This window comes from Pseudomonas sp. TTU2014-080ASC (assembly GCF_001446935.1).
Lineage (GTDB): Bacteria > Pseudomonadota > Gammaproteobacteria > Pseudomonadales > Pseudomonadaceae > Aquipseudomonas.
The window spans coordinates 30826-48999 of sequence record NZ_LKKK01000002.1; the positions used below are offsets into that span (position 1 = coordinate 30826).

Below are 18174 nucleotides of genomic sequence, written 5' to 3' on the forward strand. Positions count from 1 at the left end.
CATGTTGCAGATCGAGAACATGGGCATCCGCCGCGGTGCCGACTACCGCATCAGCCTGCCGCGCCTCAATCTGGGGCGCGGCGAAGTGGCCGCCATCACCGGCGCCAGCGGTTGCGGTAAAAGCACCCTGCTGGAGATGATCGGCCTGATCCTGCGTCCGGAAGAGCTGGGCCGCTTCCAGCTCGGCGACAGCAACGCACTGGACGTCGCTGCATTGGTGCAGGCCGATGAACAGGCGCGGTTGGCTGACATCCGTGCTCAGCGCCTCGGCTTCGTGTTGCAGACCGGTGGTTTGCTGCCGTTTTTAAGCGTGCGGCAAAACATCGAACTGCCACGGCGCATGCTCGGCCTGCCGAACAAAAGCGAGCTGGTGGAAGAAGCCATTGGCCGCCTGCGCCTGCAAGCGCTGCTGGATAAGCGCCCGGCGCAACTGTCCATCGGTGAACGCCAGCGTGCTTCGTTCGTGCGCGCCATCGCCCATGAGCCGGATTTGCTGCTGGCCGATGAGCCAACGGCGGCGCTCGATCCGCATCAGGCGCGCAACCTGTTCGAGCTGATTATCGAGATCGTCCAACGCTTCCAGATTGCGGCGCTGCTAGTGACCCACGACTGGGATCTGGTCCACGACTGCGGCATCCGCAATATCGTCGGCACCCTGCAAAACGGCAAAGGCACGGTGTTCCATGACAAAGGCTGATAAACGTCCCGGCCTCGCCCTGCTGGTCGAACTAGCCGCCCGCGACCTGTGGCACGACCGCAAGGTCTCGCTGTGCATCGTAGCCTCATTGGTGGCGGTGATCGCGCCGCTGTTGCTGCTGTTCGGCCTCAAATACGGTGTGGTCTCACAACTGAATAACGAACTGCTCAGCGACCCGCGCAATCTGGAAGTGCGCATGCTGGGCAATTACAACCTCGACAATCAGTGGTTCGAGCAACTGCGCGCCCAGCCCGGCGTCGGTTTTGTCGTGCCGCTGACCCGCTCGCTGAACACCACCGCCGACCTGATGCGCGACAACCAACACTTTGTCGCCAACGCCGAGGTGATCCCCAGCGTCAGCGGTGATCCGCTGATTGGCGCGCTGCCTGCTCCGGCGGCGCAGGATCAAGTGCTGCTCAGCGCCAGCGCGGCGGACAAGCTCGGCGTCAAAGCAGGTGATCAGCTGCGCCTATTGGTTCTGCGCAAGCTGGACGGCAACAACGAGCGCGGCAGCTACAACGTAACGGTGGGCGGCGTGCTGGAACACAGCCTGTTCACCCGCCCGGCGGTGCTGGTTCATCTGGACTTGCTGGTAGCCATGGAAAACTTCCGCGACGGCTACGCCGAGCCGCAGTTCGGCTTCGACAGCGGCAAGCCTGCGCCGGTACGCGAGCGTTTCGCCCGTGCACGCATCTATGCACAAGAGCTGGACGCTGTAGCACCCATCGCCAAATGGCTGGATGGCGAGCGCATCGAAAGCAGCACCCGCGCCGCTGAAATCGAATCAGTCAAAGCCATCAGCCATGTGCTGGGCCTGATCTTCGCCGTCATCGCCTGGACCGCCGTGGTCGGCTGCGTGGCCTCACTGGTGGGCGCGTTTCTGGCCAATATCGACCGCAAGCGCAAAGACCTCGCCCTGCTGCGCCTGCTCGGCTTTCAGCGTTCCGCCGCCGGGCTGTACATCATGATTCAAGCCGCGCTGCTCACCTGCCTGGCATTCGCCCTGGGCTTTGGCGCCTACCTGATCGGCAGCAGCGTGTTTAACCACGCCCTGGGCAGCAACCTGGCGGGCGACGGTTTTGTCTGCAAACTGGAAACTATTCATATTCTGCTGGCCTTCGCCAGCGCATTGCTGCTCGCCATTGTGGTGGCAGCTGTAGGAGGCTTTCGTGCAATTCATATCCAACCGGCTGAAAGCCTGCGTGACCTCTGACGCAGGCACTAAAGTGCGCGCCTGCACCTTGCTGGGCGGCGCACTGCTGGCCCTAAGCAGCCTGAGCGCACAGGCGGCGTGGGACGAGAAGTATTACAACCCGAAACCGGCTGACGGCGACGTCATCCTGCCGATGCCCTGCGATGGCTTTATGACCCTGCGCAAAGTGCAGGTGCCGGTGGCCAAACCGCTGGACGACTATGGTGTGACCCTCGGTCAGGACAGCGACGAGTGGGGCTATATCGAACAAGCCCGGCCCAGCTATATCGCCGGTAGTTTCACCGTAAGCAAGCCCGAACCGGGGCGCTATTACCTGTTGGCCAAGTACGAGCTAAGCGAACTGCAGTATCAGGCCGTCATGAACGACAGCTGCCCAACGCCATCGGCCAAAATGCGCTTGCCGCAAGTGGGTATCAGCTGGTTCGATGCCACTGCATTTGCTGACAAATACAGCCTGTGGTTGCGCAAAAACGCCGCCGACAAGCTGCCGAAAGAAGACGGCGCGGCGGGCTTTCTGCGTCTGCCCACTGAGGCCGAGTGGGAGTTCGCGGCCCGTGGCGGCATGGCGGTTTCTCAGGCGGAATTCCGCGACATTCGCTTCCCCACACCAGACGGCGGGCTGGGCGCTTACGCCTGGTTTGCTGGCTCCCAGTCAGCTAACGGCAAGCTGCAACTGACCGGCCTGCTTAAGCCCAACCCGCTGGGGCTGTACGACATTCTCGGTAACGTCGACGAAATGCTCTTCGAGCCGTTCCGCCTGAACAAGCTGGACCGCCAGCACGGTCAGGCCGGTGGCTATATCGTCCGTGGCGGCAATTACCTGACCCCACAGGCTGAACTGCGTACCGCGCTGCGTCAGGAGCAACCGTATTACGCCAGCGCGGGCGAGCAGAACAAGCTGAAAACCACTGGCGTGCGTCTGGCCATGGTGGCTCCGGTGCTGACCTCCCGCGACCGCATCAAAGAAGTCGAACAGGACTGGAAGAAGCTCGGCACACCCGCCGCCAGCAAAGTCACCGATAGCAAACCCGGAAGCGCCGACCCGGTCGCCGAAATCAGCAGCATCGCCAGCGGCGTACAGGATGACGAGCTGAAGAAGCAGCTGGAAAAGCTGCGTAACGACCTGCGTGCTAATACTCAGGCCCGGGACGAGCAGCGCGATCAGGCCATTCGTTCCGAGCTGCAACTGGGTGCCTTCCTCTGCACTAAGCTGAAAGACGACGGCCTGTTCCTCGACACCCTCGAAGGCAACTTCGAACGCAGCTGCGGGGCCAACAGCGAAGAGCCAGCCGCCCGTTGTGAGGCACGCAAAGAACAACTGGAAGGCCACCGCAAGGTGCTGGACTTCATGCTCAACTACTACGCCGATACCGTGGTCAGTGCAGGCCTGAACTACACTGCCGCAACCATCGAACCGCAGGTAGACGTAGTCGCCCAGCAAATGGCGGCGCGCAGCAAAAGCAACCTGCGTGACTATCTGAACAACCACTGGAAGAATCTCTCTGCCTACATGAAAAACGGCAAAGTGACCCGTAGTCAGTGGCTGGACTCGTGCAAATCTCTCTGATTAAGGACTGTGCAATGAACGCTGTAACGTTGCTGAAATCATCCAAAAAGCTGGCCACACTCGGCCTGCTGCTGGCCTTGGCTGGCTGTCAGACCACCGGTAGCAGCACCTCTGCACCGGCCGATCCGCGTCTGGCCAACAGCAGCTCCGCGCAGTTCTTCAGCAAGTCAGGCTTTCAGGCCTGCGCCGGTGGAGCCTTAGTCGGCATTCTGGCGTGCCAGCTGGGCAACCCCAGCGACAGAAATGCCTGCATGCTTGCTGCCGGTCTGGCCGGTTGCGGCGTAGGTATGGGTGCCAACTACTACCTGGACAACCAGCGCAGCAAGTACGCCAACGCCGAAGACCGTCTGGATGCCACCATCGCTGACGTACGCAAGGACAACCAGGAGCTGCAAGCGCTGAGTGATACCGCTCGCAACGTAATCGCCGACGATAAACGCAAAATTGAGCAAATTAAGAAGGATATCGCCAGCAACAAGCTGCAACGTACTCAGGCGCAACAACAAATTGCTGACATTGATGCCAACACCAGCTACCTGAAAAGGACTCTGGCTGACGTGCGCTCCAAGCAGCAGGAGTGGATCAAGGTCGCTGAAGCCGAGCGCAACAGCGGTGCCCGCACCGATACGCTGGATGCTGAAATCAACAAGATGCAGCAGCAGGTTGCTCAGCTGGAGTCGGAAATCGACCAGCTCTATCAGCAACGCTCCTCCATCCAACTGGGCTAAGGAATACCTGTCATGCTGATTCGCTCCCTCGTTCTGCTTGGCGCAACCACCGCACTGACCGGTTGCGCCGTCACGGCTGAACAATGCGACCCGCGCAACGCTGATGCGGGTTTTGCCACCAAGTTCGGCTGCAACACGCAGGGCGTCTACGCCCAACGCGTCGACGACAAGGAAAAAATCCTTCTCGACGAGCAGAAGACCAACCAGCTGTTCCGTGAGGTATACGCCTCCATCGAGCAGGAAAAGACTGCAGTCAAAGGCGACCTGCAAAGCCAGCAGCAGCAATACGCAGCGCTGAACAAATCGCTCAATGCCCTGCTGGCCGAGTTGAAAAACAAGGCCAAAGGCAACCAACAGATCGAAAACGAGATCGCAGCCATTGAAAAAGACATGGCCAACATGAACCTGCAAGACAACCCGGCCATGCTGGAAAAACAGCACAAGCTGCAACAGCTGCGCAGCAAAGTGTCCAGCCTGGAAAGCGACCTCGGTCTGCGTTAAGCCTCACCCCGCCAGCATGAGCTGGCGGGTGCCCCATACCTGCTACGGATAAGCCCTACCATGCAACGCATCTCTCGCCTGTCCACCGAAACCCGCAGCGCTGAAGAGGCGCTGCATGGCCATAGCGAGCTGACGCAGATTCTGCGCCGCCACCTGCCGCCGAGCACAGCGGCGCTGTTCGCCAAACCCAAGCAGGCTGACGGCAATATCGTTGAGTGGTATTCCGATCTGGGCGGCCAGCCAGTGCCGTTCAATCAGTTGGGCGAAACGGAACAACAGCAAGTCCGCCACCTGCTCGACGAACGCCTGAACTCCATCGAAGCGCTGGCCAAACAACTGGACGCGCAGGGCGGCGACGGTGCCCGTCAGGCGGCATTACTGCGCCAGGCAGCCAGCTACCCGGACACCTCCACCGTTTACTCACTCAACGGCCAGCCTCTGGTGACCTTTTGGGGCGGCGGCCAGCCGCCAATCCCACCTGTGTCGGCAACTGCTGCAGCCGCTGCGGCGGCCGGTGCTGCGCCGCTGGTTGAAGCCGTCGAGCAACCGCCACGCAAACGCCGCTGGTGGCCGTGGCTGCTGTTGGCGTTACTGCTGCTGGCCTTGCTCGCGGCCCTGTTGTGGTGGCTGTTCTGCCGCGACAAGCCCGAGCCTGAAGTGCCGGCGGCACCGCCGGTTGTCGAAGAGCCGGTTAAACCGGAAGAACCTAAAGCCGAACCGGAACCTGAGCCCGAACCAGTGGTTGAAGAGCCGAAGGTGGAGGAGCCCGTTGTTGAACCTGAACCGGTCGTCGAGCCTGAGCCCAAACCTGAGCCGAAGCCCGAACCCAAGCCGGAACCGAAACCCGAACCCAAGCCAGACCCAGCGGAGGTTCTGAAAAAACGCATCGATGGCATGGCTAAAGACTGCAAGGGCCTACAAAACCTGCAAAAGAACGAGCCACTGCTTAAAAGCAACCCGGCGCTGCGCAAACAGGTTGAGGACAACCTGCTGAAGAACTGTAAAACGCAGATGATCGAGCAGGCCAAAAACCTTTGCCCGGACGAACGCCCGAAAGAGCTGGCACCGGAAATGGTCATTGTCTTTGATGCCTCCGGCTCCATGGACATCAGCATGCTCGCGACGCAGAAAGAGATTGAGCAAGCCGCCATGATGCAAGGCGTGGCCAATATCGCCACTCAGCTGTTGCTGGGGGCCAATGCGCCGAACACCATGCAACGCATCTTCCGTGAACCCAAACGCATCACTACTGCACGGGAAGCCACCACCGCGGTGGTGCAACGCCTGCCCAGTGATGTGAATGCTGGTTTGGTGTTGGTGGAGGACTGTCCAGGCGCCCGCAGCGCCGGTTTCTACAGCCCAAGCCAGCGTGGCAGCTTACTCTCACGCCTGAACAGCATCCGCCCGGTGCAGGGCACACCGCTGGCTGACGGCATCGCTAAAGCCGGACAGATGCTCGATGGTGTCAACCGTGAATCCGTCATGCTGGTGGTGTCAGACGGTGGCGAGAGCTGTCACCAAGACCCATGCGCGGTGGCGCAATCATTGGCGCGCAGCAAACCGCACCTGAAGATCAACGTGGTGGATATTCTCGGCACCGGCGCAGGTAACTGCCTGGCAGCCGCAACGGGCGGGCAGGTATTCACTGCCCGTAATGCCGCTGATCTGCAGATGATGACCACACAGGCGGCGAAAGACGTACTGCCGCCGGCACATTGCAAGCCTTGATGGGTAAGACCTAGAGCCTCCCTGTGAGGCTGTAGGTACTCGCTTACTCGGGTAGCTGTAATCCGCCAGCAGCCTTGTGCAGCTCACGCAGGTGATCGCCTAACTCTTTCAGATTAGCTTCCACTGCACTGATCTCATCCCGCTGCTGTGCTGCCAACAGACTGCGCACATCATGATCCAGCTCGTCACTCAGACGCCGCAGGCGCTGTTGCCGCTCGCTGCTTTGCTCCTGCAATCGCTGCCATTCGGAGGCTTGCGGCAAACCATAGCCTGACTCCAGCAACTCGGCAGGACGACTGAGAAAGCCGCTTTGATCAAGAATCTGCCGCAGCTTGTCATCGGCCAGCTCAAAGCCGCTGCCGCTACGCTCTCGGGCGTTCAGATAGCGTTGTTTGAGGTCTTCCTGCGCCAGCAACAACTGTCGGCGTAACGCTGCCTGCTCCAGCAGTAACAAGGCTGCACCGCTGCGCAGGTCGGCCTTGCCAAACCAACGCTGACGCTCTTTGGCAGGCAGGTTGAGCCAGTCCTCGACCTTTTCCTGAGGCACGGCCATGCGCTCACGCAGGATGCTGAACATGGCCTGGTAACGGTCGCGGAACGAGTCGAAGCGATAGCCCAGACGCAGCGCCTTACGCGGATCATCCAACACACTCATATCCGCTAGCCCGCGTCCGGTCAGAACCTCCAGCAGGCCGTTGGGCAGGATGCTGTCCAGCGTCTGCAATTCGGGGCGCTCGACACCACCGCGCAACAGTTTGAGGTTCTCCACTGCGCAATTGTTGGAGAGGAACCAGTAATCGCCGTCGTAACTCCAGTGCAGTTCCATGGCCCGCTCGACCATCTGTTCGGTTTCGCTGCGGGTCAGCTTCAGCGGAACCGACGCCAGACCACGCAGTTCAATCTTGGTGTACTCCTCAATCACCTGATCCAGCGGCAACACGAACAGGCGTGAAGGGTAGGCTCCAGTCAGGCCGTCCCAGCTGGACAGCTGCACATCACCGACAAACGCCCGGTAGGACAGCACCAGATGGTGTTCCAGATCCAGCCGACAATCCGGCCCGCGCGGCCGCCCCGGCGCACACACCACAAGACGCAGCATGCTATGACCCCAGCGGCTGGCCCACTGATCGTTGCCTTCGGCCAGCAGGTAATCAACCTCATACACCCGCTCTGGGTCGAGCTTACCCAGCGGCTCACGGGCAAAATCACGCCCGGCGTTCATATAAGGCAGTCCGTCCGCGCAAGCACTCTGTGCTGGCGGTGACCAGCCGAAGTGCTTGCTCAGGTAACGCTGCATGCTGGGCCTGCGACAAGCGTAAGAGGGGTCGAGGAGGAAGTACTCCATATTCACCGCAAGGTACTCGCGGGGATTCGTCAGCTCGTACAGGTCCGGACTGCGCGCATCCTGATCGTTGTTCTGCTCGCGCGCTCCGCGGCGGCCCACGTACTGCTGCCAGCCGGCGAGATCGAGAAAGCGCGGGGCATCGCTGAGGGTAAAACGTCGGGCATCCTGCCCGCGGCAATCATCCGCCAAGCCAACCGGGCCTGTTGTCGCCATCTGCCTCTTACAGCGCATCAACAGCCTGCGCTCCTGAGTTGGCCACAAGCGCGAGCGGTCGTAGAGGTGAGTCAGTTCGTGCAAAACAGTAGCCAGCACTTCCCGGCGCAACGTGCCATGGGTACGGCCGGTATCGGCATCCGCCTGCAGTGGATCAAGCAACTTGGGTAGCAGACGGGCATTGAGTAGCAACGAGTGCAGTGAGTTCAGGCGACCGTAGGAATCAGCCGGCAACTCATCTGACCAAATAATGCTGACCTTACGATCCAGCCGCTCAACAAAACTTGGGGGCAGGGTAAATTGCGCCTGCTCAAGCAGTTGCTGACTGTAATCGCGCTGTTCGGGGGTTAGGCCAGTCTCATCAAGACTTAGCTGAAGGCGGGCTTGGGCACCAGCGCTGGCCAGCAGGGCAATCAGCGCCAGCCAGCGAAAAGGCGAGGGAATCACAATGCAAGAATGGCCTCTGCCAATGCCTGATCGTTGGCATTACGGGCTTCCGGCACACGCTCACGCAGCGTAACCAGCGCGGCCTCCAACTGCGCCCCGCGAATCTCGCCGTCAGAGGCAACAAAGCTGGCGGCATCTTCACGGGCAGCACGGATCACCTTCATGTCGCGTACCGACGTAGTTGTGTCCGAGGTGAAGTCCAGGCTGCGATCAAGCGCACGGATGATGATGTTACTGGTGGCCACCAGTGTCTGCGCCTGCACAGTTGCAGCGCCCATACACAAGCTGGACAGGGCAAGAGCTGAAATCAAAAAGCTGCGCATAAGTACTCCGCGGCTAGTCGAGGGATTGGCTTTAAACAGGACAACGGCTGGACACGCCAGCCGTTACAGCGTCACGGTATCACCCGATGACCACCGCAGGATTTACAGGGTCAGGATGGCCTGTGCCAGCTGCGCGTCACTGGCCTGCAGCTGCGGAGCGACCTGACGGATGTGCTGCAGTGCCGCTTCCAGATGCGCCCCGCGCAGCTGACCTTCACTGGCAACAAAGCTCGCAGCATCATCACGGGCTGCCAGCACGACTTTGTCGTCACCCCAGGAGGAAGAAATATCGCTGGTGACATTACCCGTACCGACCAGTGCACGACCGATTGCGTCAGTAGTGGCAACAAGGCTGGTGGCGGAGGCTGAAGTGGCTGCAGCAACAAGGGCTGCAAAGGACATAATACGAAGGACTTGCATGGGATAGCTCCTACAACATCAGGCAGAAACGAGGGCAGGTCTACAAGATTTTAGCACTTGAGACCACAACTAGCTGAGGTTGAGACTTTCAAAGCAGGGCTTAGTTTCCCAGTCACCTTGGGCAAAGCGCGTACACGGTCGTTCTAGAGGTCTTTACACCATCAGCGGGATCTTAATTTTTTTGAGATATTGATTTAAGGCAGTTTTGCTGTTGGAGTGCACACCTGAGACTAGCTCGACCATCTGGAACAGGATCTTCCGGATGGGTAAAACGGATAAAAAATGATAATTCTCGTTAGCTCAAAAATTGATCAGGGGAGCATCCAGGCTTCCCTCGGAACCCCCGAATACAGCTACTTTTTTCTTCTCAAGGAGTTTCTTCCAGCGCTTGAGCGTCTCGGGACTGTCCGCCAGGTCCAAGGCCGTGAAGAAATCGAAGAACTGACAGTTCAATACCGTGCCAGTGGTGAGCACGTTATTCTCATGAGCTTCAGCCCTCCCCACCAGACACCTATTGGACTGCCGTGCCCGACAGTCACTGTTTTCGCTTGGGAGTTCGACTCCTTACCTGCCACCAGGCCTGAGTCTGGTGATGAACAGGCCGCTTACTGGTACGCGCAACCCGAAAACGATTGGCGGCAAGTGCTGACCCATATCAGCGGCACCATTACGACAAGCCGCGAGGCTGCCAGCCTGGTGGCGCAGATTAACTCCGATCCTGGAAAGGTCGCGGCAATTCCTGCGTCCGTGTGGGATCGGTATCAAGGCCTCTGCCCTGAACAGGGTTGGTCTATCGGCGAAAACAACAGGCAACTTGAGTTCACCGGCACATTACTTGATAGCCGCAAGCTGCGCCTCAACCCCGAAGACTGCATAGAAAAGCCGCTTACAGAGTATTCCCGGCTCAACCGGGCACTGCTACGGGGCTGGTGGCATGAGTTGCACTTGCCAAAACAGCCACACGCAGCTGCTGCCCCGCAGCCAGAGCCCCTTAAAAAGCGCCCTGAACGGCAAAGGCTGAAACTCAGCGGCGTCGTCTATACAAGCGTGTTCTGCCCCCGTGACGGGCGCAAGAACTGGGAGCATCTGCTCAAGACGTTTTGCTGGGCATTTCGTGACCGTAAGGATGCAACCCTGATCCTTAAAATGGTTCACCACGACATTGAACTGTATCGGACAAAACTCCTGACATTGCTGGCACGCCTATCGCCATTCAAGTGCCGAATAGTGGTCGTGCATGGCTATCTTGATGAGGCCGAATATCAGCAACTTATCCGCGTAACGGATTACTACGTTAATTGTTCGTCCGGTGAAGGGTTGTGTATTCCGTTAATGGAGTTTCTGAGCAGCGGAAAACCGGCTATCGCGCCCCTGCATACGGCCATGGCGGACTACCTGGACGAGGACTTTGCGTTCATCGTCGACAGTAGCAGGCAGCTGAGCGAATGGCCGCACGACCCTACAGGACTGCACCTGACGCACTCGCGACGAATCAATACCGACTCACTACGACACGCTTACTGCCAGAGTTATGACCTGAACAGAAACAAAGAGCGCTATAAGCAAATGTCACGCGCGGCCCATCAGAAAATGGAAAACTTCTGTTCAGTAGAAACAGTAAGCCAGCAGTTAATGCAATTTTTTCAACCTATCTTGCAAGGGGCAGATAATTCAGCTGTTCAGGAGAACCACGCATGATCCTGCTGGTTTACTCCGAGGTTAATGCCCAATCCATCGCAAGCAGCCTCGGCCAGGCTGAATACAGCTATTACTTTGTATTGAAGGCATTCCTACCCACTCTGCGCACTCTGGGCGACGTACAGATCATTACTGATCCCAAACGGGAAGTTGATCGTATCTATGCACAGGCTCAAGCGCGTGGCGAAAAGTGCATTTTTCTTTCCTTCACATCACCGCAGAAAACCCCTCTGGGTTTGCGCTGTCCCACTATTCCGGTGCTCGCCTGGGAGTTTGAAGACATTCCCAACGAGCACTGGCAAGGGCAACGCCACCAGAACTGGTGCCATGTGCTCAGACGCTGCGGCCAGGCGATCACTCATTCTGAGATGACCGTAGAAGCGATTCGCGCTCAGCTGGGTCAAGACTATCCGGTTGTATCCATACCAGCCCCAGTCTGGGACAAGTACCACAGCCTGCGCGAGCGTCTGCCTGAGCAGAACCGCGCCAAGATCACTCTGCACGTCGAAGGGCTGTTAATAGACAGCGAAAGCCCGCTGTTTTCTACAGTCCTGCCCGACCAGAACGCAGTCATTCGCAATGTAGCCCAGGCACGTAAAGACCCCGGCGAAAACAGCGACTCAGAAGACTTGCCGACCTGGTGCAGCGAATCATCTTTGCGCATTACTTATCGTTATGCGCGTGAGTGGTACCACTTGGTTGGACGCCCCTGGCTGGCCGATCTGGGCAAAGACTTACATCGCCGGCTTAAACGACAGCCTGCGGTGCCCCTAACCGCTCCAATACCAACACCACCAGCAGCATGGCCTATTGGCAGTCATACGCTGGAGTTGTCTGGCGTGGTGTTCACCTCGCTATTCAACCCATGCGACGGGCGCAAAAACTGGATTGATATGCTCACAGCCTTTTGCACCGCACTACGCGATGCCGAAGACGCTACGCTGCTGTTCAAACTGACTGCCAATGATTACGTTGAAGCAGTACAGAACATGCTGCTCTGCATGGCCCGCCTGCCGCGTTTTTCCTGCCGGGTAATCCTCCTGAACGGTTACCTGCAGGAACAGGATTTTGAGGCGATGATCGAAGCCTCTGATTTTGTCGTCAACGCTTCATATGGTGAGGGGCAGTGCTTACCGCTGATGGAGTTTCTCTCCTGTGGCGTACCTGCCATCGCCCCCCGCAACTCGGCGATGCGCGATTACATGGATAGTGAAGTGGGGTTCATTGTCGATGGCTGGCGCGAACCCTGGCACTGGCCTCAGGACCCAAGGCAGGCCTTGCGTACGTGCCAGGAGCAAACCGACTGGTCTTCCCTGGCTAAAGCCTATCGCGATGCCTATCACTGTGCGCGCGAAGAGCCTGACCGCTACGCCCAACTTTCCCGAAACGCCATCGAGCGCATGCGCGGTCACTGTTCCGAGGCAGTGGCCCGCCAACGCCTGATGGCGGCACTCAACATTAAGGATGAAATGTGATGCTTCTGAGCAGACTTAGAGCCTGGCTGCTGGCCCGCCTCCAGCCAGACGCTGTTCGTTCTGAGGCCAGTGCAAGCACATCGGCCTATATAGACTCCCGCGACTGTGGCTTGAAAGATGCCATGTTGAGCGGCTGGTACCGGGAAAACGGTGAGTTGTTCAAGGGTTTCCAAATCACTCAGGACGATGTGGTTCTGGACGTTGGCTGCGGCCCCGGCGGGGCAACCATGTTTGCCGCCAATATTGGTGCGCATGTGATTTTCAGCGATGTCTTGCCTGAGAAAATCGAGGCATTGCGAGCCCGCGTTGCCACAACCCCGGCTCGTCAGGCGCAGGGGCTGGTCTCGGACAGCAATCCGTTGCCTCTGGAGGATGGCATTGCCACTCGGGTGGTTGCCATGGAAGTACTCGAGCATGTGCAAGACCCTGCGCAAGTTCTCAATGAACTGGTTCGGGTGGGTAAGCCTGGCGCACTGTATCTGCTGGCAGTACCCGATGCCCGTGGCGAGCATATGCAGAAATGCATCGCCCCTGAATCCTATTTTGAAGCGCCTAACCACATTCGCATCATAGAGCGCGATGAATTTGCCGGGCTTGTTACCGGAGCAGGCCTGATCATCGAGCAACAAACAACTTATGGCTTCTTCTGGACTATGTGGATGTTGTTCCACTGGAGTTGGGCAAAATCCCCGGCAGGACTTGCCCAAGACCCAGACAAAGATCTTCTCCATCCTCCGTATCCCGCACTGCTCAATGACTGGGCGAGAGCATGGAACGGTCTGATCGACATGCCAGAATCAGCCCCAGTCAAAGCAGCACTGGATGACCTACTACCGAAGAGTCAGGTGATCGTGGCGCGCAAACCCTATTAAATTGAGATCCAAAATGCTTGATGGATGGGCCAAGGCGGGACTGTATTTCCACCCCGACTAAGCACAATCGGGCACTGAACAATCCTGGCAACCTAGCGCTGCCGAAAACCTGAATCTGCACCGAGTTATGCCTAGAGATAAGTCGGCAGTCCGTTACCCGGGGGACACATGATAAAAAGAATTATTAGACGGCTTCTCGGCCGCAATACAGCGCCTGCGGAGCTACCCGTTCAACAGGAACAGTTGCAGGAATGCGATACCCATCTCAGCGGCTGGTTTCGCGAAGAAACGGGCGAGCTGTTTGAGGGTTTCCCTATCTGCGCCGAGGACTCAATCCTTGATATAGGCTGCGGCGGCGGTGGGTACGCCCACTTCTGTGGTAGCCGGGGCGCGGAGGTCATTGTCGCCGACATTGATGCAGACAAAGTTGCCGCTGCCGAAAGCCTGCTGAAAAGCACAGCCGCACGTTCAGTCATTCCGCTCGTCACCGATGCCAATCCAATTCCGCTTGAAGATGGCCGGGTCAACAGAGTTGTGGCAATGGAAGTGCTGGAGCACGTTGCTGACCCCGCCCAGTTCATGTCCGAATTAGTCCGTGTAGCCAAACCCGGCAGCCTGTTCCTGATTACAGTACCGGACACCGTAGGTGAAAACGTACAAAAGAAAATCGCTCCGCCGGTGTATTTCGAACACCCCAATCACATCCGCATTTTCGAACGCGATGAATTCGATCAGTTGATTCGCGATGCCGGCCTGATTATCGAACGCCGTACCGAATACGGCTTTTACTGGTCCGTGTGGTGGTTCTTCTTCTGGGCATGCAAACAAGACTTGAGCCCGCCATGGCACCCGCTGCTCAACAGCTGGACACATACGTGGAATACCCTGCTGAGCCTGCCTGACGGTGCACGCATTAAAAAAGCATTGGATGAAACAATGCCCAAAAGCCAGGTAATCGTGGCGCGTAAACCCTGACGGAGCACGTAATGAAAGGCCGAATCGGGGATATCGAGATCCTGCGCGGAATCGCTGTGCTCATGGTGGTCGTCCATCATGCGCACGGCAATCTGATCACGTGGAGTACGCCTGCGCTGGAGCGTTTCTACAGCTTTTTTGCCGGCTGGTCTGGTGTTGACTTGTTCTTTGCCATTTCCGGTTTTGTCATTGCCCGGGACTTAGTGCCTCGCCTTCAAAACGCACACAGCAAGACCAGCATCAAATCCGTAGTCTTCTCATTCTGGATGCGTCGTGCCTGGAGGCTGTTACCGTCAGCTTGGCTGTGGTTGTTGATAATTTTGCTGGCGGCTGCCGTGTTTAACGAAAGCGGCGTCTTCGGAAGTATTCGAACCAACCTGGAAGCAACAGTTGCGGGGGTTCTCCAGTTTGCCAACGTACGCTTCGCCCAGTCGTTCATGAACTGGCCGTATGGGGCAAGCTTTGTTTACTGGAGCTTGTCACTTGAAGAGCAGTTTTACCTGCTGCTTCCGCTATTAATCCTGCTTAGTCGACGTTACTTGGTTTATGTGCTGATCGCACTGGTACTGGCCCAGTTCTTCCTGGTGCGCACACCCATGCTCATGGTCTTCCGTACAGATGCGATTGCACTTGGCGTATTGATCGCACTGTGGAGCCGTCACCCGTCATTCCAGCGCTTACGCCCCACCTTCATGAGCAGTCGTCTGGCAGGGCTCATAATACTGGGTGCGACCCTGACAGCTATGTCTCTTCTGGGCTCCAGTCTGTTTCAGGATCTCAGTATCAAGGTTGGCCTGATTGCCCTGGGAGCGGCTTTGTTGGTTTGGATAGCTGCTCATGATCAGGGGTATCTGGGCGTAACCGGAGCTCTACGGACACTGCTTATCTGGGTAGGTGCACGCTCTTATGGCATCTATCTGATCCATATTCCCGTCTATTTCGTCATCCGCGAAACCTGGTATCGACTGATGGGAACGACAGAGCCCAGCCCCGACAACTTCTGGGTATTTGTAATCAGTGCTGCCGTGTTAATGATTGGCCTTTGCGAAATAAATTACCGCTTTGTTGAGACGCCCCTCAGGTTACGAGGGAAAGCCATAGCCGAGCGCATACAGAATAATTAAATGTAAAACCCTCGTTTACTGATTGGGTTCTTACACGAAAGAGATAGTCAGCATGAAAAACCAAAGTCCGTCAGCAGTATCGGCTCTATACAAGCATTCACCGCTGATAATTCTCTTTGCGCTGGTTACCTTTTTCTGGTGGCCGGCACTTGGGCACGAGCAGGTAATCCTGCACCAAGATGCGGGGCACTTCAGCCAGTCATTGCTCATATGGCACCATCAATCGCTCTTTAGTGGGCGAGAGCTGCTATGGGACAGCGGGATATATGGCGGACACCCGCTATTTGCAGAAAGCCAGGGTGGCTTTGCCAATCCACTGAATATTCTTTGTGCATTTTTATTTGATCCCTTATATGGGATGGGGGTGCTGCACTGGCTGAGTATGTTACTCAGTGGCCTCGGCGCATATTGTCTGGCTCAGTGCCTGGGTATTCGGGTATGGCCCGCCTTATTCGCAAGTCTGGCAGTAGTATTTTCAGGAAGCTGGATTGAGTTTCAGTACAACGCCACCGTTACAGGAGCACTAACCTGGCTACCGTGGTTTCTGGCGAGTGTTGAATATTGGCTGCAGAAACCAACGCTGAGACGCTCTGTCTTGATGGCCATAGCGGCCGCGCTAATGATTTTTGCCGGGTATCCACATATCGCCTACGGTGCGGCTATATATGTAGTCGTGCAACTAATCGCACTGGTCGCGCAGAGCAGTACCCGAAGAGAACTTTGGGCTGTGCGCCGGGACTTTATCCGCTTCGGTAGCGTAGCGGTTGTGTTGGCAATAGGCCTCGCTGCCGTTCAGCTCCTCCCGTTACTTGAGCTGATTAGTCAGTCGCACCGTAAAGATGGCGTCACATTGCCGTTTGCCGGCCTTATCCCCCTGAGCAGTTACTTTAAAAGTTTACTTATCTTTAATACTGACCCCAAAAATTCAACAATGGTCATTGGCAATCTCGGCTCAGGCCTGACTGCCATGCTTGCTGTAGCTATTATTTTTGCGAAAGTTAACCCACGGGTGTTCGCACATGTTTTAGCCGCTATTGCACTATTCAACCTCGGGATAGAATACCAGTCGCCTTTATTCAAGCTGGTCTATGAGTTAAAGCTTATACCGGGCCTGAATAGTTTCAGAATCATGCACCCGTTCTTCCCGCTGGCTATCATCGGGCTCGCCATTGCTGCAGCTTATGTACTGGATAACTTTGCAGCGATAACGCAACGAATCGCTCAAAGTAAAACACTACGCTTATGCGTTGGTGCTTACATGCTGCTGTGCATTGCACTGGTCATTTATTATTACGACCCAATTCTGTCCGTATTCAACCAGGTTGAAGCACTTATTTTCATGGCTCTGGCAGGCGCTCTGATCCTGTGCCGGAAAAATCGTCTGATCCCTGTGCTGGCTGTCGTCTTGTATGCAGCAGGCGTTCTGCTCTACCGAACAGCAATGTTCGACTTCTACGATCGCTCAGCCCTGACGCCACCGTCGACAATTGGAAGCGTGCACCAAGACCCTGACTACAAAGACTTCAAATCGACTGTTGTGCTTGATGCCGGTGTCTTTGCCATCATGCCTCCAAACGAGCCAAAGCTAGAAAAGCACTACCAGCGCTTCCTGAGTAGCCTTGCCCCATTTCCGACAATCACATTGGGCATAGCCTCGATTGATGGAACCCTGGGGTTACCATTGGCGCGCAGAATGCTCTCGCAAAAATACATTGAAGCGGAGATAACCGGGGGCTCATCGTCTGAGGCGGGGAGCCGTCTGATCGATGTACTAGGTGTCAAATACATACCGCTAAATACGCCGTCCACAACGCCCGGCCTGGAACTTCGTCACCATGACGAAAGCAATGGCATCTACCTCTATTACAACACCTATGCAAAACCTCGCCTGCAGCTTTATCCACAGGCAACATTTGTCGACTCAACCGAAACGGCCTTAGCCGAACTGACCCAGAGCAAACCAGGTACTTTGATCCTTGAGTCGAAAACCGCTGTGGATAACACCTCGGCGCAGCCTTGCCTCAAAGATGCTGCGACTGCAGAGTTTGAATTACTCAAGGCAACATCCATGCATTATCAGGTGCGCGTATCTTCAGAATGCCCGGTTTGGCTGTTCCTGGCTGACGCCAACTTTCCGGGCTGGCAAGCCTCTGTCGACGATAACCCCGCCGAGCTCTACAGCGCTCAGGTTCTGGGTAAAGCCGTGCATGTGCCCGCCGGAGAACACACAATCAAGATTGACTATGTGCCGAAGAGTTTTTACATCGGCCTGCTGGCTACTGTGCTCAGCCTCCTTATTGCCGGGCTTGCCTGGCTGCTTGCCAAACGTCGGAGTACTCAGGCATGAATCACGCACTTATCCTAGCTGCACTCACAGCAGTATCCATGGCATCCGGCCAGCTGTTGTTCAAGCTGGGAGCCCAGCGCTTGCAGGGAGAGAATCTGGGCCAACTGATCGGGTCGTTTCTATTCAACCCCTATTTGATGGGTGCCATTTTTTTATATGCCACAACCGTTCTGGTCTGGATCTATGTATTGAGAGTGTTACCGCTCTCAATCGCTTATCCATTGACGGCATTGTCTTACATCATCGTACCCATACTGTCCCTTTTCATATTGGGTGAGAAAGTCAGTACCAACACAATCATTGGTAGCACACTGATCATCGCCGGGGTGATGATCACCCATATGCAGAAGGCGTAGTAATGACGCCCCCGTAAGCAGCTCTTTCACTAATCCTGGCAAGCAGATTGGGTCATCCGCTCGAACTTTCACAATGCCAGGGTTGGCTTGCAGCGGGATTGATACACCGGGCCGCAAACCTTAGTAATAAAAGCCTGAATAAAAA

16 protein-coding genes are annotated in these 18174 nt (G+C 56.8%); 13 read left to right on the forward strand and 3 right to left on the reverse strand.

The genetic code is table 11. The features are described 5' to 3' along the window. Nucleotide 1 precedes the first annotated feature (1 nt). The 6 genes from AO726_RS05725 to AO726_RS05750 are packed head-to-tail and all read left to right on the forward strand — an operon-like array spanning nucleotide 2 to nucleotide 6434. On the forward strand, nucleotides 2–697 hold the full coding sequence (locus tag AO726_RS05725; RefSeq protein ID WP_058067126.1) for an ABC transporter ATP-binding protein: 696 nt from the start codon (nucleotides 2–4) through the stop codon (nucleotides 695–697). Beyond that, the gene (locus tag AO726_RS05730; RefSeq protein WP_058067127.1) at nucleotides 684–1910 is read left to right on the forward strand and encodes an ABC transporter permease; all 1227 of its coding nucleotides are present in this window, start codon (nucleotides 684–686) and stop codon (nucleotides 1908–1910) included. Before AO726_RS05725 ends, AO726_RS05730 begins: the two co-directional genes overlap by 14 nt. Nucleotides 1911–1956: 46 nt before the next feature. Further along, nucleotides 1957–3477, forward strand: coding sequence for a formylglycine-generating enzyme family protein (locus AO726_RS05735; protein ID WP_058067951.1), 1521 nt, complete (start codon nucleotides 1957–1959; stop codon nucleotides 3475–3477). Nucleotides 3478–3491: 14 nt separating this feature from the next. After that, nucleotides 3492–4205, forward strand: a complete 714-nt coding sequence (locus tag AO726_RS05740) for a hypothetical protein (RefSeq protein WP_058067128.1) — start codon at nucleotides 3492–3494, stop codon at nucleotides 4203–4205. Between the two features lie 12 nt (nucleotides 4206–4217). Beyond that, nucleotides 4218–4706 (forward strand): hypothetical protein, encoded by a 489-nt coding sequence (locus tag AO726_RS05745; protein WP_058067129.1) that lies wholly within the window; start codon nucleotides 4218–4220, stop codon nucleotides 4704–4706. 60 nt (nucleotides 4707–4766) lie between these two features. Beyond that, nucleotides 4767–6434, forward strand: coding sequence for a VWA domain-containing protein (locus AO726_RS05750; RefSeq protein WP_058067130.1), 1668 nt, complete (start codon nucleotides 4767–4769; stop codon nucleotides 6432–6434). A 43-nt stretch (nucleotides 6435–6477) separates the two neighbouring features. On the opposite strand, the gene AO726_RS05755 is transcribed toward AO726_RS05750, so the two are convergent. From AO726_RS05755 to AO726_RS05765, 3 genes are all read right to left on the reverse strand, one after another. Further along, entirely contained in the window at nucleotides 6478–8439 is a 1962-nt protein-coding gene (locus AO726_RS05755) for a DUF7844 domain-containing protein (RefSeq protein WP_241492075.1), read from the reverse strand. Further along, entirely contained in the window at nucleotides 8436–8762 is a 327-nt protein-coding gene (locus tag AO726_RS05760; RefSeq protein ID WP_058067131.1) for a DUF2388 domain-containing protein, read from the reverse strand. The genes AO726_RS05755 and AO726_RS05760 overlap by 4 nt, the downstream gene beginning before the upstream one ends. Nucleotides 8763–8864: 102 nt before the next feature. After that, the gene (locus AO726_RS05765; RefSeq protein ID WP_058067132.1) at nucleotides 8865–9182 is read right to left on the reverse strand and encodes a DUF2388 domain-containing protein; all 318 of its coding nucleotides are present in this window, start codon (nucleotides 9180–9182) and stop codon (nucleotides 8865–8867) included. Nucleotides 9183–9464: 282 nt separating this feature from the next. Here AO726_RS05765 and AO726_RS05770 point away from each other — a divergent pair, with 282 nt between their 5' ends. The 7 genes from AO726_RS05770 to AO726_RS05800 all read left to right on the forward strand — a co-directional run bounded on the left by AO726_RS05770 (nucleotide 9465) and on the right by AO726_RS05800 (nucleotide 18029). Continuing rightward, complete coding sequence (locus tag AO726_RS05770) at nucleotides 9465–10880, forward strand: glycosyltransferase (RefSeq protein WP_058067133.1); 1416 nt, start codon at nucleotides 9465–9467, stop codon at nucleotides 10878–10880. Continuing rightward, complete coding sequence (locus AO726_RS05775) at nucleotides 10877–12355, forward strand: glycosyltransferase (RefSeq protein ID WP_058067134.1); 1479 nt, start codon at nucleotides 10877–10879, stop codon at nucleotides 12353–12355. The genes AO726_RS05770 and AO726_RS05775 overlap by 4 nt, the downstream gene beginning before the upstream one ends. Then, complete coding sequence (locus tag AO726_RS05780) at nucleotides 12355–13227, forward strand: class I SAM-dependent methyltransferase (RefSeq protein WP_082629065.1); 873 nt, start codon at nucleotides 12355–12357, stop codon at nucleotides 13225–13227. Before AO726_RS05775 ends, AO726_RS05780 begins: the two co-directional genes overlap by 1 nt. 168 nt (nucleotides 13228–13395) lie before the next feature. After that, nucleotides 13396–14202 carry a class I SAM-dependent methyltransferase gene (locus AO726_RS05785; protein WP_058067135.1) on the forward strand — a complete coding sequence of 269 codons (807 nt, stop codon included), beginning with the start codon at nucleotides 13396–13398 and terminating at the stop codon, nucleotides 14200–14202. Between the two features lie 11 nt (nucleotides 14203–14213). Next, the gene (locus tag AO726_RS05790; RefSeq protein WP_058067136.1) at nucleotides 14214–15326 is read left to right on the forward strand and encodes an acyltransferase family protein; all 1113 of its coding nucleotides are present in this window, start codon (nucleotides 14214–14216) and stop codon (nucleotides 15324–15326) included. A 52-nt stretch (nucleotides 15327–15378) separates the two neighbouring features. Continuing rightward, complete coding sequence (locus AO726_RS05795) at nucleotides 15379–17673, forward strand: YfhO family protein (protein ID WP_058067137.1); 2295 nt, start codon at nucleotides 15379–15381, stop codon at nucleotides 17671–17673. After that, complete coding sequence (locus AO726_RS05800) at nucleotides 17670–18029, forward strand: EamA family transporter (protein ID WP_058067138.1); 360 nt, start codon at nucleotides 17670–17672, stop codon at nucleotides 18027–18029. The genes AO726_RS05795 and AO726_RS05800 overlap by 4 nt, the downstream gene beginning before the upstream one ends. Nucleotides 18030–18174 lie beyond the last annotated feature (145 nt).

What these genes read in the sequence shown, in the direction of transcription:
- AO726_RS05725 (WP_058067126.1), top strand. Translation starts at nt 2, where the DNA reads ATGTTGCAGATCGAGAACATGGGCATCCGCCGCGGTGCCGACTACCGC.
- AO726_RS05730 (WP_058067127.1), top strand. Translation starts at nt 684, where the DNA reads ATGACAAAGGCTGATAAACGTCCCGGCCTCGCCCTGCTGGTCGAACTA.
- AO726_RS05740 (WP_058067128.1), top strand. Translation starts at nt 3,492, where the DNA reads ATGAACGCTGTAACGTTGCTGAAATCATCCAAAAAGCTGGCCACACTC.
- AO726_RS05745 (WP_058067129.1), top strand. Translation starts at nt 4,218, where the DNA reads ATGCTGATTCGCTCCCTCGTTCTGCTTGGCGCAACCACCGCACTGACC.
- AO726_RS05750 (WP_058067130.1), top strand. Translation starts at nt 4,767, where the DNA reads ATGCAACGCATCTCTCGCCTGTCCACCGAAACCCGCAGCGCTGAAGAG.
- AO726_RS05760 (WP_058067131.1), bottom strand. Translation starts at nt 8,762, where the DNA reads ATGCGCAGCTTTTTGATTTCAGCTCTTGCCCTGTCCAGCTTGTGTATG.
- AO726_RS05765 (WP_058067132.1), bottom strand. Translation starts at nt 9,182, where the DNA reads ATGCAAGTCCTTCGTATTATGTCCTTTGCAGCCCTTGTTGCTGCAGCC.
- AO726_RS05770 (WP_058067133.1), top strand. Translation starts at nt 9,465, where the DNA reads ATGATAATTCTCGTTAGCTCAAAAATTGATCAGGGGAGCATCCAGGCT.
- AO726_RS05775 (WP_058067134.1), top strand. Translation starts at nt 10,877, where the DNA reads ATGATCCTGCTGGTTTACTCCGAGGTTAATGCCCAATCCATCGCAAGC.
- AO726_RS05780 (WP_082629065.1), top strand. Translation starts at nt 12,355, where the DNA reads ATGCTTCTGAGCAGACTTAGAGCCTGGCTGCTGGCCCGCCTCCAGCCA.
- AO726_RS05785 (WP_058067135.1), top strand. Translation starts at nt 13,396, where the DNA reads ATGATAAAAAGAATTATTAGACGGCTTCTCGGCCGCAATACAGCGCCT.
- AO726_RS05790 (WP_058067136.1), top strand. Translation starts at nt 14,214, where the DNA reads ATGAAAGGCCGAATCGGGGATATCGAGATCCTGCGCGGAATCGCTGTG.
- AO726_RS05795 (WP_058067137.1), top strand. Translation starts at nt 15,379, where the DNA reads ATGAAAAACCAAAGTCCGTCAGCAGTATCGGCTCTATACAAGCATTCA.
- AO726_RS05800 (WP_058067138.1), top strand. Translation starts at nt 17,670, where the DNA reads ATGAATCACGCACTTATCCTAGCTGCACTCACAGCAGTATCCATGGCA.